The sequence below is a fragment of the Martelella alba genome, assembly GCF_005217455.1.
Taxonomy (GTDB): Bacteria; Pseudomonadota; Gammaproteobacteria; order Enterobacterales; family Enterobacteriaceae; genus Acerihabitans.
Genome location: NZ_SZPQ01000006.1, coordinates 157,069 through 172,750, shown reverse-complemented (window position 1 = coordinate 172,750; position 15,682 = coordinate 157,069). Strand labels below are relative to the sequence as shown.

Below are 15,682 nucleotides of genomic sequence, written 5' to 3'. Positions count from 1 at the left end.
CCTGGATTTAGCCGCCACACGCCAGTTCCCTTGTTCTCATTATCCTCTACCCCGCCAGCCTGGGAGAATGCCGGCTGTGATTTTTTCGTGGGCGGGAGCCTTAACCGCGCCCCGGCAAGCGCGTTTTCCGCAGACCCGACCAAAGTTGCAGCGCATTGATGGTTACCATCAGCGCGGTGAAGATAAACACCCAGCGAAATCCCAGCACCGCGGATACGCTGGAACCTATCAACGGGCCTACCACGTTGCCCATGTACATAAAAGATTGGTTATAACCGAAGATCCTGCCGGTGACCCGGTCGCTGGAGTATTTCACCAGTAGCGTCTGGACGGCCGGCATCAGCGCGGCGTCGGTAAAGCCCAGCAAAAAACGTAATAAGCCCAGCTGAAAGGGTGTTCGCACCAATGACATAATACAAAACAACGCGATGCAGCAAAGCATCGCGGCCATCAGAATACGTCCGGTTCCTATCCGGTCGCCAAGTTGCCCCAGGCGCGGGGCCGCCACCAGCGCCGAGATTCCCGGTACCGCCGCGATGGCGCCGCTGATAAAGGCCAAATTGCCGCTATCGCCGGCCAGATCCTTGATAAACAGTGTCAATATCGGGCTGATGGAACTGTTGGTTAACTGAATCATCATGGTTGTGATGAACAGACTGAAAATCAGGGCGGGATAAGGTAACGTCTCAAATACCGCCCGCCCTTTTAATTGTTCAGCTTTCTTAACGCTGACAAATCGCTCTTTGATCAAAAACAGCGTAACGAGGAAGCTTACGAACATCAGCGCGGCGGTCACCAGGAACACCGTCCGTAGACCCAAATGATCGGCCATGAAGCCGCCGAGCAACGGACCGACGATAACGCCGGCGACCTGACCGGTAGATAGCGTACCCAAGGCCCAGCCGCTTTTTTCACGGGGTACCTGCGAGGCCACCAGCGCCATGGCATTGGGGATATAGCCGGATGTCAGGCCCATCAGGGCGCGCAGCAGGAACAACTGATACACGTTGGCGGCAAACCCTTGCAATGCGATAACGACCGCCATGCCCAGCGACGCCCGCAATAGCATGAGTTTGCGGCCCTTACGGTCCGCCAGACTGCCCCATAGCGGCGCGACGATAGACGACACGAGAAAGGTCGCGCTAAAAACCAGCCCCGACCATATGCTAAGCGCTTCATGGGAATGCACTCCCAATTGCTCCACATACAGCGGTAAGAATGGGAGAATCTGACTCATGGCCAGGCCAGTGAAAAAGCAGCCCAACCATACGGAAAAAATATTGACCTTCCAGGCTTCCATGTTTAGACACACGCATTGAACAGGAGATGAATAGCTTGATCACTAATAATAACAGTTTGTGGGGGCAAGCCTTTATGTCGTTCTCTTATAATATTTAGCAAAAAAAGCGATTATTGCTATAGTCTGGCGCATACAAGCCGCATCGCGGCGGCAAATAAACAAATGCCGCCGATTAACGGGCCGCGGGGGTATTTGACCGGCCTGTGCTAATTTTGCGGTTGAACATATGACAGCGGGTGACGAAAGAATAAAAAATAATTTGCTATTCTATAGTGTGCTATGTAAAATTACCCTCTGGTTTCTTTGATAGGATAGTGACATCCCCATGGCATTTTCGATGGCGCTGGATCAGCAATTCTGCTTCGCACTTTACTCAGTCAATCTGGCGCTGAACAAGGTTTATCGAAAATTGCTGGCCAAATTGAACCTGACCTATCCGCAATATCTGGTTATGCTGGTGCTATGGGAACGGGATGACATGATGGTATCGGAAATCGGCGAGAGGTTGTTCCTTGATTCCGCGACATTAACGCCATTGCTCAAGCGGCTTGAAGCCGCCGGTCTTTTGTTACGATCGCGCTCGGCCGAAGATGAACGGCAGGTGATCATCCGGTTGACCGAGCAGGGGCGGGACTTGCAGGAAATGGCGCGCTCGGTACCGGACGATGTGTTGTGCGCTACGGCGTGCGGCGCGGAAAAACTGGCGGATTTGAAACGTCAGCTTGAGCAATTACGGGCGCAATTGTCCCAATGGTAATGCCGGGCGGGCACTAGCCACAGCCATCTTGCCGGTATGCGCTATAATAATAAGTGTCCCGGCATTTATATTGCAAGCGATTTAATAGCTAGTGAATATTTTCGGGTTCCCAGGGCGGCGCGCCAAAAGATTTGAAGTCGTTTAACTCGGTAAATCAGCGTGTTAAAAGGCTCCGGGAAACCGAGACACCCACCATAACGTAAGAGGAAAACACAATGTCCATTGAAAAAGTGCTGTATCGAGCCAAAGCCAAAGCGACCGGCGGACGTGACGGACGAGCCACTTCATCCGATGGCGTGCTGGATGTTAAATTGGGTGTTCCCAAAGAAATGGGCGGACTGGGCGGGGCGTTTACCAATCCGGAGCAATTGTTCGCCGCCGGCTATTCCGCCTGCTTTCTCGGCGCGCTAAAGCATGTGGCTTCACAGGAAAAGGTCAAACTGCCGGCCGAGGCCTTTATCGAAGGCACAGTGGGCATCGGTCCCGTCCCCACCGGTTTTGCCATCGAAGCCCAACTGGATATCCATCTCCCTGGCGTGGATCGCGCGGTGGCGGAAGATTTGGTCAAAAAGGCGCATGTTGTCTGCCCTTACTCCAATGCCACCCGCAACAATATTGATGTCAAACTCAATATTATCAGCTAAACCGTCTGCCTATCCGGTCGGCGAACGCTTCGGCGTATGACCGGCCGGTTTGTCCATAACGCCCGGCGCTACCATGCCGGGCGTGACGGTATGACGTGAATTTTGCGGCTTGGCGCAATCTTTGGTAAAACTTCTTAACGCTTTCCTTGTCTTAAAACGCATAATTCCTCTTCTTTTTTACTCCGTCGTTAGCGCTGATTTCTCGTAACGGTCTTATCTGTTGCTAAAAATTTCAGTAATAACAATAAATCAGTGTGTTTTTTGGATTCGCCGGGACTTTTCCAACGATGACGTTAGTCAAACCACTTTTGCAACATCGGCTTTCAATTTTTCTTGCGGTATATATCGGACTTTTTCTCAATCTGTCGGTATTCGTTCGGCGTTTCGACCGGCTACACCCAACCGCATCGCCGGCCAATCTGGCCATTGCAGCGACAGAAGTGTCCGCCGCCATTCTCAGCACCTTTCTCCTGATGAGGCTGATATCGCTTGGGGGGCATTATTTCTACCGGAGCGCCGCCACCCTGTTGCTGCTGGTTTCCGCCGCCGCCAGCTATTACATGACCCATTTCAACGTGGTGATAGGCTATGGCATTATCGCCTCGGTGATGACCACGGATACCGACTTATCCAAGGAAGTCATCGGGCTTCATTTTTATTTGTGGATGGCGGCGGTCAGTATCTTACCGTTAATTTACATCTGGAAAGGCCCGGACCAGGGGATGCTGTTACACCAGTTGAAAACGCCCGGCCAGCGGTTTGGGCCGTTGGCGGGCTTACTGATGGTTATCGCGTTAATTTGGCTGCCGGTGCGTTATCAGGAAAAAGCGCAGAATCTTAAGGAAAAGCTGACCAATATCGATTTGCCCAGTTACGGGGGCATTATCGCCCATTCCTATTTACCGGTGAACTGGTTGGCCGCGCTCGGCCTGTTCGCCTATGCCCAGTGGGATGAGCGGCAGGATAACGCTTCGCTTTACGATCCTGGACGGCACTTTACTTATCTTCCGCCGGCCGGTATCGATGACACCCATGTCGTGTTTATCATCGGCGAAACCACCCGCTGGGATCATATGGGATTGTTGGGGTATGGAAGGGATACCACGCCGAAACTGTCCGCCGAGCGGAATCTGGTGGCCTTCCGTGGCCATTCCTGCGATACGGCCACCAAACTGTCCTTGCGGTGCATGTTTGTGCGTGAAGGGGGAACGGCGGATAACCCGCAACGCACGCTCAAGGAGAAAAACGTTTTTTCGGTGATGCATGCGCTGGGGTTCAGTTCCGAGCTGTTCGCTATGCAAAGTGAAGTCTGGTTTTATAACAATACCGACGCCGATCAGTTTACGTTTCGCGAGATGATCGGCGCGGAAAAGCGCAACGAAGGCAAAACCGTCGACGACATGCTGCTGATTGGCGAGATGCGCGCGTCTCTCGATAGGCATCCCCGCGGCAAGCATCTGATCATCCTCCATACCAAAGGTTCCCATTATCTCTATTCACAGCGTTATCCGCGCGGCTATGCCCGTTATCAGCCGGAGTGCACCAGCGTCGATCAGGCTTGCAGCAAGGCGCAACTGATCAATGCCTATGACAACAGCGTGCTTTATGTGGACAGTTTTATTGACAAGGTGTTTGATGAAGTCCGAGACAGGAAGGCCTTGGTGTTTTACGCCGCGGATCATGGCGAATCCATTGACGAGAATCATCATCTGCACGGTACGCCGCGCAATATGGCGCCGTCGGAACAGTTCCGCGTACCGCTGCTGGTCTGGGCGTCCGACAAATTCCTGGCCGATGCCGGGCGTCGCGCGGCCTTCGATAGCCTGCGGGCGCAGCAACGGGCCGGAGTAACACACCGCCATGAGGAGATTTTCGATTCTCTGCTCGGCTGTCTGGGGTATACCTCGCCCAACGGCGGCATCAAGGCGGCCAACAACTGGTGCGCCGGGCCCGCGCCGGAATCAACGCTATAGCCCTCATGCCTGGCCCGACGGTTTTAGGTCTTGAGGCCGGGTGATGGCGCCATGTCCTTGTCTGGCGCCGAAAAGCGGGGATGCATGCTTTGTAAACAATCGGTATTCATTAATAAAAAAAGGGATTGACGCATAGTGGCGGCCGCAGTAATATGCGCCGCACTCGGTGAGTAGCGCAGCCTGGTAGCGCAACACGTTCGGGACGTGTGGGTCGGAGGTTCAAATCCTCTCTCACCGACCAAATTCCCCGACGCTCCGTCCATATCTTCTGACGGGGTTGTCAAGTGCAATAAAAACAGCATGTTATTCAGACTTGCTGTTTTTTTGTTTTCCCCGATATCACTTATCGCCTTGACGGCAAAGTTACCCAAGAGACTCCCCCCGCGTAAGCAAATGCTGATTTAGCCCGTCCTGGTGCCCGGCGCCTATGGCCCGATTGCGAAATAGCGGCGCGTTTACGGCGGGGTGCCGTCATTGTTCCCCACATCATGAAAGTGGTAAGAGGGACATTCTCTATCCTTACGCCATTGATAATGAGAGCGGGTGCGTTGTAGAGATTGGTCTTTCGCACCGTACCGTAAGCGTCGGCGAATTGAGATGTTGCTACCTATTTTGCAAAGTGGCCTGGTAAATCAGCAGCGCACTATCTTTTAAGTGTAGGCCTCCTCCCGCGCCGGTATCAATAAGTAAACGTTCTAAAATTTTCCCGTTGATATTTAACGTAGTATAGGGTGACGCGACGACCAAAAAACATTTTCATGGTCTCACAATAAACTGTCTTTTTTTTGAAACCCTCGGACGAAGAATAGCGGTTTATCATTCCCATACACCCGCGCCCGGGATAAGGCGGTTTATCCGCTTGCCCTCAGGCGGCCTTTTTGCCGGCGGAATGCCCTTATTCCGGTTACCCCCTTGATACCCTGCGGGGGAATATACCAGAGACTTCTTGTCTCTTATCGGGATATCGTGGTGAGGGGGGTTATTGCTCTGAGTAGTTCCACAACAATCCGCCATCCACCACCATGGTGGCGCCCGTGACGTAGGCCGCATCCGGTCCGGCCAGATAGGCCGCCATGCCGGCCACGTCTTCCGGTTTGCCCAGTCGTCCCAGCGGGATATTGCCGATGAGCGCTTTGAGCAGTTCGGGACTGTGCATCAGCCGGGTGTTGATCGGCGTTTCAATGGCGCCGGGCGCGATATTGTTGACTGTGATGCCGAAAGGCGCCAGCTCGATGGCCAAGTTGCGCATCAGCATTTTCAGCCCGCCCTTGGAGGCGCAATAAGTGGTGAAATGCGGGAAAGGCAGTTCCTCATGCACTGAGCTGACATTGATGATGCGGCCGGGGCGATTGGCGGAGCGCAAATGCCGCACAAAGGCCTGGGTCATGAAAAAAGTTCCCTTGAGATTGACATCCAGCACCGCATCGTAATCCGCTTCGGCAATGTCGATGAACGAGGCATTGTGTTCGATCCCGGCGTTGTTAACCAGAATGTCCAGCCGACCCAGTTGGGCAGCGCTGTCACGGATGATGCGCTGAATGTCGTCCACCCGGCCGATATCACCGGCATCAACCACGACCCGACGACCGAGGGCCTTGATTTCCCCCAGCACCTCTTCGGCCCGGCTGTCATCGTTGCGATCCACGATGACGATATCCGCGCCTTCCTGCGCCAGGCGTAGCGCGATGGCTTTGCCGATGCCTTGCGCGCTGCCGGTGACCAGCGCGACTTGTCCTTGCAAATTTTGCATAAGAGCTCTCCTTTATTGTCTAGTTTGTATAGTTGTCGACGTGTTATACGTTGGGCCGCTCGTTGCCGGCGGCTGGCGGCGGGACGCCATCGCCAGGATTGGCGCAGGCCCGCTGTGTGGCATGATCGCAAAATTGGGTCAATAGCTTTCGCACCACGCCGTTGGTCCAACCGAACCCATCTTGCAGGGGATATTCCCCGCCGCCGCCGCCCTTGGCTCCCTGTCGCCCGGAGATATCGTATTTTTCCACCAGTTTGCTCGACTGCCGGTAGTGCTCGCCCACGGTATTTAGCCAGCGGTCGGCGATGGTTTCCGCCAGGGTGTTTTCGCCGTAACGGATTAACCCTTGGACCGCCATCCATTGCAACGGCGCCCAGCCATTGGGTTTATCCCATTGCTGGCCGTTATCCGCCAGCGTGGTCATGATCCCGCCGGGATACAGCAGCCTGTCGGTAATCGCTTTAGCCACGGCGGCCGCCTGATCCGGCCGCGCCATGCCGACAAAAAGCGGTGCGGCGCAAGCGGAGGATAGGGCGCAACGGCGGGATAACCGCCAGTCATAATCGGTGAATACGCCATTGTCCGGGTCCCATAGCCATGCATCCATGGCCGAGCGCCGGGCCGCGGCGTGTTCGCCGAACGCTTTGGCCGCGGCATGATCACCGGTTCTGGCCGATAAATCGGCGATGGTGGCTTCCAGTTTGTAAAGAAAACTATTGAGATCCACCGGCAAAATCGCCGTGGTGCGGATAGTGCTGATATCCATCGGATCGCCGAACCATCGGGAAGAGTAGTCCCAGCCCGAGGCGGCGCCGGCACGAAGATCGCGGTAGATTTCCATGGCCGGGCGGGATGCGCTGCGGGCGGTTTCGACATCTTCCCGATAGGATTCGTCCCTGGGCGTATCGCGATCATCCCAATAGCGGTTCAGGATTTCGCCGCCCGGCAGTTTAACCACGTGGCGCTCGGCTTCCCCCGGTTTGAGGGAATCGGCTTCGTCCATCCAGTAGCGATATTCTTTACGCAGTTGCGGTAGGTAATGTTCCGCCGCGCTGATGTCTTCCGTTTCAAACAATTCCACCATCAAAGCAAAAACCGGCGGTTGCGAACGGCTCAGGTAATAGGTCCGATTGCCGTTGGGAATATGGCCGTAATGATCGATAAGATAGGCAAAATTATTCGCCATATGGCGTAGCAGATCGTTTCGTCCGCTGGCGGACAGCCCCAACATGGTAAAATAGGAATCCCAATAATAAATTTCGCCGAACCGGCCGCCGGGCACCACATAGGGCTCCGGCAAGGGCAATAACGACGACTGTTCGGGATGCTCGTCGGGCTGGCGGATAAGCACTTGCCACAGGCCGTCAATATGTTCGATGATATTTTGATTGGGATCCGCCACATAATGGCTGGCATGGACAGACGGCGGCGTAAAATGCGCCTTGACGAAATCGCCCAGGTTAAAACCGGGTTGTTGGGATTGTTTCCGGTAGCGGGCCAGAATGTCCGCCGGCGCGATCTTAGGCGCGCAGTCGACAAAGGTTTTGCTGTCGGGGAACACCCGCGACATTTGTACCGCGTCGAACAATTCGGCGTAGCGATCCGCCGGGCTAAGTTCATCTGAGATCGGTAAGCCGCCAATGGACACCGGTTTCGGTTCACAGTGCTTGCGTCGTTTCAGCCCGGCGCCGCCCGGCGCGCTCACGGGTAAGGTTGATTTGTCGATAAGATTTCCCCTTTTATCTGGTGATGTAAGAAAGGGCTATTTCCGTCACCGCGCGCAATCAAACTTGCCGCCGCGATGGAACTCAAAGTATTTAAAGTATAGTGAAGGTTTCCAGATTTGCCTGCCTGTGATTATCTCAAGAATTTAAAATATAAATAAGATTATCCCAGCGAAAATTTGATTTTCAATTTGTGTTGTTATTATTCATCCGGTATCAAGGTTTTGCCGAAATCAAAAAAAAGGTATTTTTGAGAGATAGAGATAACCGCCTGGCATTATTTTACAGGATGGCCAGAACAGATGAAAATATCGCGAAGGCGGGCAGGTATTTTCGGCGGCGGACCAGGCGATAACGCCGATAAGTGGGTCATACGCCGTCCATATAGCGTCACGGCGATCGCGGGGCGGCGGCATGACGCAAACCGTTGCCGTGGGGCGGAGGATACGGCGGGTGACGCCAAGCGCGTCTCTTTATATTTTTTGTATATCCGGCATCAATAATTTTACACTGCATTTGCGGCGCGGCGCCTAGACTCAGTTATACGGGATGAGCGATTGGCCGGCCCCCCAAGGAGACATGATGAGCGAAGAGCAACCGCGTCCCGATCCCGACGCGTTGTTGTTGCAAGCCGGCGATCATCGCCGCGGGAAATTGAAAATCTACTTCGGCGCTTGCGCCGGAGTGGGTAAAACCTGGGCGATGTTGCAGGAGGCCAGGCGTTTGCGCGCCCAAGGGCTGGATGTTTTGGTGGGCGTGGTGGAAACCCATGGCCGAACGGATACCGCGGCCCAATTGCGGGGATTGGACGTGCTGCCGCGCCGCGCCACCGGCCGGTATCGTCATCAGGAATTCGATCTGGACGCCGCGCTGGCCCGCCATCCGGCGGTCATTCTTATGGATGAGCTGGCGCACACCAACGCGCGAGGATCGCGCCATCCCAAGCGCTGGCAGGATATTGACGAATTGCTCAATGCCGGTATCGACGTGATGACCACGGTAAATGTTCAGCACCTGGAAAGCTTGAACGATATCGTCAGCGGCGTCACCGGTATTCGCGTCCGTGAAACCGTGCCCGACCCTTTCTTCGATGCCGCCGATGAGGTGGTGCTGGTGGATTTGCCCCCCGATGATCTTCGCCAGCGATTGAAAGAGGGCAAAGTGTATGTCGGCGAGCGCGCCGAGCGGGCCATTGAAAATTTCTTTCGCAAAGGCAATCTGTTCGCCTTACGGGAACTGGCGTTACGCCGAACCGCCGATCGGGTGGATGTGCAAATGCGCGCCTGGCGCGATGCCCAGGGGCGGGAAAAGGTCTGGCACACCCGGGATGCCATTTTGCTGTGCATCGGCGCCAACACCGGCAGCGAAAAGCTGGTGCGGACCGCCGCCCGGCTGGCGGCCAAGCTGGGTAGCGTCTGGCACGCGGTATATGTGGAGACGCCCGTGCTCCATCGCCTGGCCGAGCCACGCCGTCGCGATATTCTGCGCACGTTGCAACTGGCCCAGGATTTGGGGGCGGAAACGGCCACGTTGTCCGATCCCGACGAAGTCGAAGCGGTACTGCGCTACGCCCGCGATCATAATCTCGGCAAGATCGTGATTGGCCGCACTCCGGCGCATCGCTGGCGGCGGGATGATTTCGCCAGACGGCTGGGGCGGCGCGGCACCGATCTGGATCTGGTGGTCGTCGCGCTGGACGAGCGCAGCGATGTGCCGTCCGGGCCGCTGCCGGACGGCCGTCCCTTTTTGGATAAGTGGCGCGTCCAGGTGCGGGGTTGCCTGGCCGCCGTGGCGCTGTGCGGTCTGATTACGCTGGGCGGGAAGGGCCTGTTGTCGGGCGTCAATGCCGTCAATATGGTCATGATCTACCTCCTCGGGGTGGTGATGGTGGCCTTGCGTTATGGCCGCTGGCCCTCGGTGGTGGCCACGGTGCTCAACATCGTGGTATTCGATGTGGTCTTCGTGTCGCCCACCGGCACCGTGGCGGTAGCGGATGTGCAATACCTGGTGACCTTTGGCGTGATGCTGGCGGTAGGTATCATTATCGGCAACCTGACCGCCGGCGTTCGTTATCAGGCGAGAGTGGCGCGTTATCGGGAGCAACGGGCCAGCCATCTCTACGAATTGTCCAGCGCCTTGAGTAGCGCCCGTAACATGCGGGATATCGCCGCTTCCTGCCAGCGGATTATCGAAGTGACCTTGCAGGCGCGCAGCGCTTTGCTCTTGCCCCGTGAAAATGGCGAGCTTGCCGCCGCCGGCGAAACCAGCCTGACGTCCGCGCCCGATCAGGCCATCGCCCGCTGGAGTTTCGATCAGGGGCTGCCGGCCGGAGCCGGCACCGATACTCTGCCGGGTATGCCATGGCAAATTTTGCCGCTGAAAATCACTGGCGCCGTTTTAGGCCTGCTGGTGATTGAGCCGTCCAACTTGCGGCAATTGATGATCCCAGAGCAACAACGCATGCTGGCGACCTTTATCCTCCTGTTGACCGGCGCGCTGGAACGTATGGAGCTAACCCGCCGGGAGGAACGCTCGCGTCTGGCGGCGGAGCGGGAAGAACTGCGTAATTCCCTGCTGGCCGCCTTGTCCCATGATTTGCGCACGCCTTTGACGGTATTGTTCGGACAGGCGGAAATTCTCACGCTGGATCTGGCGGCGGAAGGATCGCGCTATGCGCCCCAGGCCAGTCAGATTCGCCAGCAGACCCTAAGCACTATCCGGCTGGTAAACAATCTGCTGGATATGGCCCGTATTCAATCGGGCGGTATCAATCTGCGGGCCGAATGGATAGCGCTCGACGAGGTGATAGGCTGCGCGCTGAAGACAATTGAGCCGTTGCTCGACGGCCGTCAGGTCGAGCTGGATATGCCGGAGCAACTTTTGTTGATCAATGTCGACGGCCCCTTGCTAGAGCGGGTATTCACCAACTTGCTGGAAAATGCGCTGAAATATGCCGGCGACAAGGCGAAGATCGGTATTCGCGCCCGGCCGCAAAAGGATATGCTGGAAATTACCGTCTGGGATAGCGGCCCTGGCATCGCCGAGGGGCAGGAACAGCTTATCTTCGAGAAATTCGCCCGCGGACATAAAGAGTCGGCCGTTCCGGGGGTGGGACTCGGGCTGGCGGTGTGCAAAGCCATCGTGGAAATGCATAACGGATCTATCCGCGCGGGTAATCGGCCTGGGGGCGGCGCCAATTTTGTTATCCGGCTGCCAATGGAGCAACCGCCGGCGCTGCCGGAAGACAGTCCGGCGGAGCCTAAGGCGGCCGACAGACTCTCCCCTCCTGCCGTTTAGTCAGCCGCGGGTCGTTGTCTCCAGTCGGTAAAAACACTTGTCTCCTGTTCGCTGATGGACGTTAAAACCTACAGATGCCGGGTATGGCGGCCAATGACAATGATCGGCCCGCGGACAAACAGATGTCGCCTAGAATGACAGGTCCACCACCAGGCTATCGGTGTAGTCGCCGGGCGGCGGCGTGACTTGATTGGGTAAAATGCGCGCTTCGTAACGAAACGTGCGCTGAGTGCCATCGCTATTGACGCTGGTGGCGCCGCCGCTCTGCCAGCGTCCGTCGCCGCTGTCCCCCCATCGGTCGACGCCATTGCTTTTGAAAATGTCATAACTGATGAGCGCGCTGCCATTGCTCATGTTTCTGACATTGTTTAGCGCATTCCGGCCGTTGTTCAATCCTACGCTGTATGCGCTGTTTTTGGTGCAGATAACGGTAATAGACTGGCTGACGGCGCTAAAGACGGAGATCAACGGCGCTGAACCGAAACGGATGTCCGGTGCGGCGATGGTCGTGCAATCGTTGGTAATCGTCAGGCTAAGCGACAAAGGCACGACGGTGGAGCCGCTTTGCAGGCTACCCGGCAGGCATTGCCCCGCAGCGCCGATGCCTGTGCAAATCGCATAACTGACAAGAATATTCAGGGTGACCGTATAAGCGCCGGCGGCGACAACCTGACCGGGCACGGTACTCAGATAGACGGGGATGGAAAAATTCAGGCCGCCCAGCAAACCGATTAAGTTAGCCAGTTGACGGTAATCGTAAGTCTGCGTCGCGCCGTTGACCAACAATTCGCCGGCGCAGTTGGCGTCCGCGCACAGCCGGACGGGAACGGCGTCGCCGCCGCTGTCATGTTTCAGTACCGCCCTGGCGGCGCTGACGTTGGTGGCGCCGACCAACTGTATTTTGACGTAATTGCCGTTCAGCAACGATAACGTGCCGCCCGATCCGCAATTGACGCTGATGGCGCCGCTGCTGTTGATGACATTGCCGTTTACGGCGAAAGACGTGGCCGTACCGAGACCGGCGGCGCTGGCCGGCAACTGGCAGGCGGCCAGCGCCGGGCGAAACGACAGGAGAAGCAGCGGCAGGGAAAGAATGATGGCGGGCAATGCAGAGAACATAGGCGGTTCCTTATGGCGCGGCCGGGAGCGGACAGGAAAGCGGACCGTAAGTCGTCAGCGGCCTCGGCCCGCCCTCCGGCAAAATCAGTCGGGTTTCGCACTGGCGGCCGTCCGGCGTGATGGCGCGCATGGGATTGTCCGCCGTCAGGTTCTCCAGCCAGGCGATGCCGTCCCAGCCGATAGCGTCCGCCGGACGGTTGTCCCGTAATAATCGGGTGCCGACCGGTAACGGCAGACCTTGCTTGTCGTGGAAAATGACATTGGCCGCCCGTAACGATTTGACGGGGAAGGACACCAGATAACCACTGCGCCGGCGTATCGCTACCCGCTGCTCAACCTCATCGGTGGTCAGGTCGGGCGGCAGCGTCAGCGTGTCGATACCATACTTGGCCGGATAATAGGCGCTGACGCCGGGTATCAATAGATAACCGTGGGGATTGGTGCTGCCGGCCGGCTGGTTTTCATAACTGACCGCAATGCCTGGATAATTGGTTTTGACCAATGCGAAGGTATTGTTCAGCGCATTGGCCGCCAGAAGGTGAGAGTCCATCAACACCAGCGCGCCGGCGATATCGCCCCATTGGGTTTGCTGATCGCCGCTGGCGTAAAACCCCCCGGCCGTTTCCAGCACGGTATTTCGCCAGTGCAAGGTGCCCTGGCGATAATCGCCGATACCGGGTTGCCGCGCATAGGACAGGTCCCAGCCTAACCCGCCATCGGTGGGCATGGCGCGCGAAACGGCCGCGCGTTGCCGGATTCCGCCGGGCGCATCCCGTTCCATGCCCAGGCTGGCGCTGACCAGCATCCTGACCGGCATTACCAGCGTCAAGACGCCGGACCATTCCCGGCGGAGCCGGTCGTGGCTTGCCGAGGCGAATAGGCTGGCATCGCCCAGGAGATTCCTGCTCCAGGAAAAATTAGTCAACTGGGCGGCTCCGCCCTGCGCGCTGCGCACATCGATATAAGCCAGGCCGAAACTGCCCAACCGGTCAGAGGCGAAACTGGCATAATATTGACCGCTGCGGCGGCTTAGCGACCAGCGCAATCGGTGAAGGTGGTGATCGTTTGCGCCCAGCGCGGCCAGATTGCGAAATCCCCCGCTGCGTTGCGTATGTTGCGTACCCAGGTTGAAACGGCGGGCGCTGTATTGGTAGCCCCAGTCATATTGGCCGCCCCGCTCACCGTGAGCGCGGCTTACGCTCAACGCGGCGTTGGCGGCGCCCCAGCGATGAAGCTTAAATACCCCGCCTGCGCCGCCCAGCGTCTGTGAAGGCGCCCCCTCGGCATGACCTTCCAGCGTCAGCATATCGTTAATGCCCCGTCGGTAGGATCCGCTGGCCACCAGGGTGGCGTAATCGACGTTTTGTATTCCGTACTGGCGTCGCAGCGCGCCGGCGGCGACGCTGTAGTCTGTCAGGCCGGGTTTGAGCAACTGGCTGGAAACATAAAAAGGCTGGGCCGTCGTCGTCTGACGCCCCAGCGCATCGGTGGTGACGATAACCGCTTCGCCGGCGCCATTGACAAATGGCAAATTGGTAAAGGTGTAAGGACCGGGACGCAGCATTTCGCCACCGGTCCGGTAACCATCAATAAACAGATCCACCATGGAGGGCACCGCCGCCTGACCGGAAAAAGCGGGCAGCGGGTAAGTGACGATATCCGGCCGCACCGCAAAATCACGGGCGATTTGCACGCCGCCGATGCGTACGCTACTGCCCCAACTCAACGCATCCGTGATCAGATCGCCGGCTTTCCAGCTTAGGGCGTGCTCTTCGTTCTGATTGGCCCAAAACGTGTCATAGCGGATATATCCGTGATTCCCCCGGCCCGCCGATTGCCACTGCGCCACCCCGTCGGTGGAGAAATGGCCGGTTTCGCCGAAAATTCGCCACTCGTTCCAAGCTGAAAAACGGGGACCCCCGCCATTGATCCGGCTGCCGTAGATATCATAATTCAACAGCGCGCCAGTGCTGGTTTTTGCCGGATGCCGGGGCCGGCCCGTGCCACTGGCCAATTCCCGACCGGGTAGCCAGTGCGTGGGCACGGTCAGCATTAATTTTTGCCGACGGCCGTCATGGTTCAGCGAAACATCCGACAAAGCGCTCAGATCGGTCCGTGGTCCGTTCAAGCGGCCTGCGGGCAGGCCCGCCCGAATGAGATCGGCGGTTTCGGCATAATAATGCCCGTTGTCGTAGATGACCGGAATGATAAAGCCGCTATCCGCCTCATTGATCGCCAGCGCCAGCAGGTATTGCCGCCGGGCCTGGTCCGCGGCGAGGGTGGGCGGCGGCGGCAGCCCGTCGAAGGAGGCCGGGTGGCTGGCGAAGGGCAGCAAACCGCAATAGCCGGTTAGAACCCATCGACGGCGCGACAGAACAGCCATGGCTCAACCGGATTCGGCGACGCCGCGCCAAAAAAGGGCGCGGTTGTCTATCCTGATCTCCAACGGCGTCCGTGGCGACGCGTTGACGCTGAGAGGCCAACGGCGACTGGAGTGGGCCAAAACATATCCCAGCAGACCGTCGGTCAGTTGATGACGGCCCAGGCGCGCCTTGCTCAGGCGGGCATGGATGGGGCCGCGGTTGGCGATTTCCAGGTAGGCCTTGCCGTTATGGCTGCCAAGGCGCCAGCTTAAGCGGGGATCGCCCGCCTCGGGCGAGCTTTGCGGGCCATAGACAAATAAGGGAATGGAATAGCGCATTTGAAAGTCGAGCATATGCCGTGCCGGGTCGGCGGGGTGGCGCGGCAAGGGGATTTCATCGATTAAGACGCGATAAGCCTCTTCCCGCCCGTCAAGGGGCGGGATCTGTTTGAACAGGCGGATAACCTGCTTATGCCCGGCTTCCAGCCGGACCATGGCGGGTGTGGGCTGAATATGCTGTTGGGTCTGATAGTGTTCCGCGCCCTCGGTTTGGCGCCAGGCAAAAATTCTGATTTGCAGCAACGTGGTGTTTTCGCCGCGATTTTCCACCCAGAGTTCGGTGGCTGGACGACTCGCAATGATCACCGGATCCACCGGCCAAATCAGCACCGAGTGACCCGCTATGGATGGCGACGCCCACCATAGCGCCAGAGTGAGAACCAGCGCCAATGGGCGGGATGAAACGATTGTCATAAT

General features: G+C 57.4%; 10 protein-coding genes and 1 tRNA gene. 5 read left to right on the top strand and 6 right to left on the bottom strand.

Going from position 1 to position 15,682, the window contains the following annotated elements:
* Positions 1-100: 100 nt before the first annotated feature.
* Positions 101-1,300: a multidrug efflux MFS transporter gene (locus tag FCN80_RS07465; RefSeq protein ID WP_136989527.1), complete on the bottom strand. Its 1,200-nt coding sequence runs from the start codon at positions 1,298-1,300 to the stop codon at positions 101-103.
* Between the two features lie 325 nt (positions 1,301-1,625).
* Between FCN80_RS07465 and FCN80_RS07460 the strand changes: the two genes are divergently transcribed.
* From FCN80_RS07460 to FCN80_RS07445, 4 genes are all read left to right on the top strand, one after another.
* On the top strand, positions 1,626-2,057 hold the full coding sequence (locus FCN80_RS07460) for a MarR family winged helix-turn-helix transcriptional regulator (RefSeq protein ID WP_136989525.1): 432 nt from the start codon (positions 1,626-1,628) through the stop codon (positions 2,055-2,057).
* A 215-nt stretch (positions 2,058-2,272) separates the two neighbouring features.
* Positions 2,273-2,701, top strand: coding sequence for an organic hydroperoxide resistance protein (locus FCN80_RS07455; RefSeq protein ID WP_136989523.1), 429 nt, complete (start codon positions 2,273-2,275; stop codon positions 2,699-2,701).
* Positions 2,702-2,988: 287 nt separating this feature from the next.
* Entirely contained in the window at positions 2,989-4,674 is a 1,686-nt protein-coding gene (gene eptB, locus FCN80_RS07450; protein ID WP_136989522.1) for a kdo(2)-lipid A phosphoethanolamine 7''-transferase, read from the top strand.
* A gap of 164 nt (positions 4,675-4,838) precedes the next feature.
* Positions 4,839-4,915: transfer RNA gene (locus FCN80_RS07445), tRNA-Pro, on the top strand.
* Between the two features lie 738 nt (positions 4,916-5,653).
* On the opposite strand, the gene FCN80_RS07440 is transcribed toward FCN80_RS07445, so the two are convergent.
* Both FCN80_RS07440 and treF read right to left on the bottom strand, forming a co-directional pair.
* Positions 5,654-6,424, bottom strand: coding sequence for an SDR family NAD(P)-dependent oxidoreductase (locus FCN80_RS07440; RefSeq protein ID WP_136989520.1), 771 nt, complete (start codon positions 6,422-6,424; stop codon positions 5,654-5,656).
* Between the two features lie 43 nt (positions 6,425-6,467).
* On the bottom strand, positions 6,468-8,129 hold the full coding sequence (treF, locus tag FCN80_RS07435) for an alpha,alpha-trehalase TreF (protein WP_170975338.1): 1,662 nt from the start codon (positions 8,127-8,129) through the stop codon (positions 6,468-6,470).
* Positions 8,130-8,730: 601 nt separating this feature from the next.
* Between treF and kdpD the strand changes: the two genes are divergently transcribed.
* Complete coding sequence (kdpD, locus tag FCN80_RS07430) at positions 8,731-11,445, top strand: two-component system sensor histidine kinase KdpD (protein WP_136989516.1); 2,715 nt, start codon at positions 8,731-8,733, stop codon at positions 11,443-11,445.
* A 129-nt stretch (positions 11,446-11,574) separates the two neighbouring features.
* Here kdpD and FCN80_RS07425 read toward each other — a convergent pair whose 3' ends face one another.
* From FCN80_RS07425 to FCN80_RS07415, 3 genes are read right to left on the bottom strand one after another with little or no spacing between them, the layout of a single operon-like run.
* On the bottom strand, positions 11,575-12,564 hold the full coding sequence (locus tag FCN80_RS07425) for a Csu type fimbrial protein (protein WP_136989514.1): 990 nt from the start codon (positions 12,562-12,564) through the stop codon (positions 11,575-11,577).
* Between the two features lie 10 nt (positions 12,565-12,574).
* Positions 12,575-14,947 carry a fimbria/pilus outer membrane usher protein gene (locus tag FCN80_RS07420; RefSeq protein WP_136989512.1) on the bottom strand — a complete coding sequence of 791 codons (2,373 nt, stop codon included), beginning with the start codon at positions 14,945-14,947 and terminating at the stop codon, positions 12,575-12,577.
* Between the two features lie 3 nt (positions 14,948-14,950).
* Positions 14,951-15,679 carry a fimbrial biogenesis chaperone gene (locus FCN80_RS07415; protein ID WP_136989510.1) on the bottom strand — a complete coding sequence of 243 codons (729 nt, stop codon included), beginning with the start codon at positions 15,677-15,679 and terminating at the stop codon, positions 14,951-14,953.
* Positions 15,680-15,682: the final 3 nt, after the last annotated feature.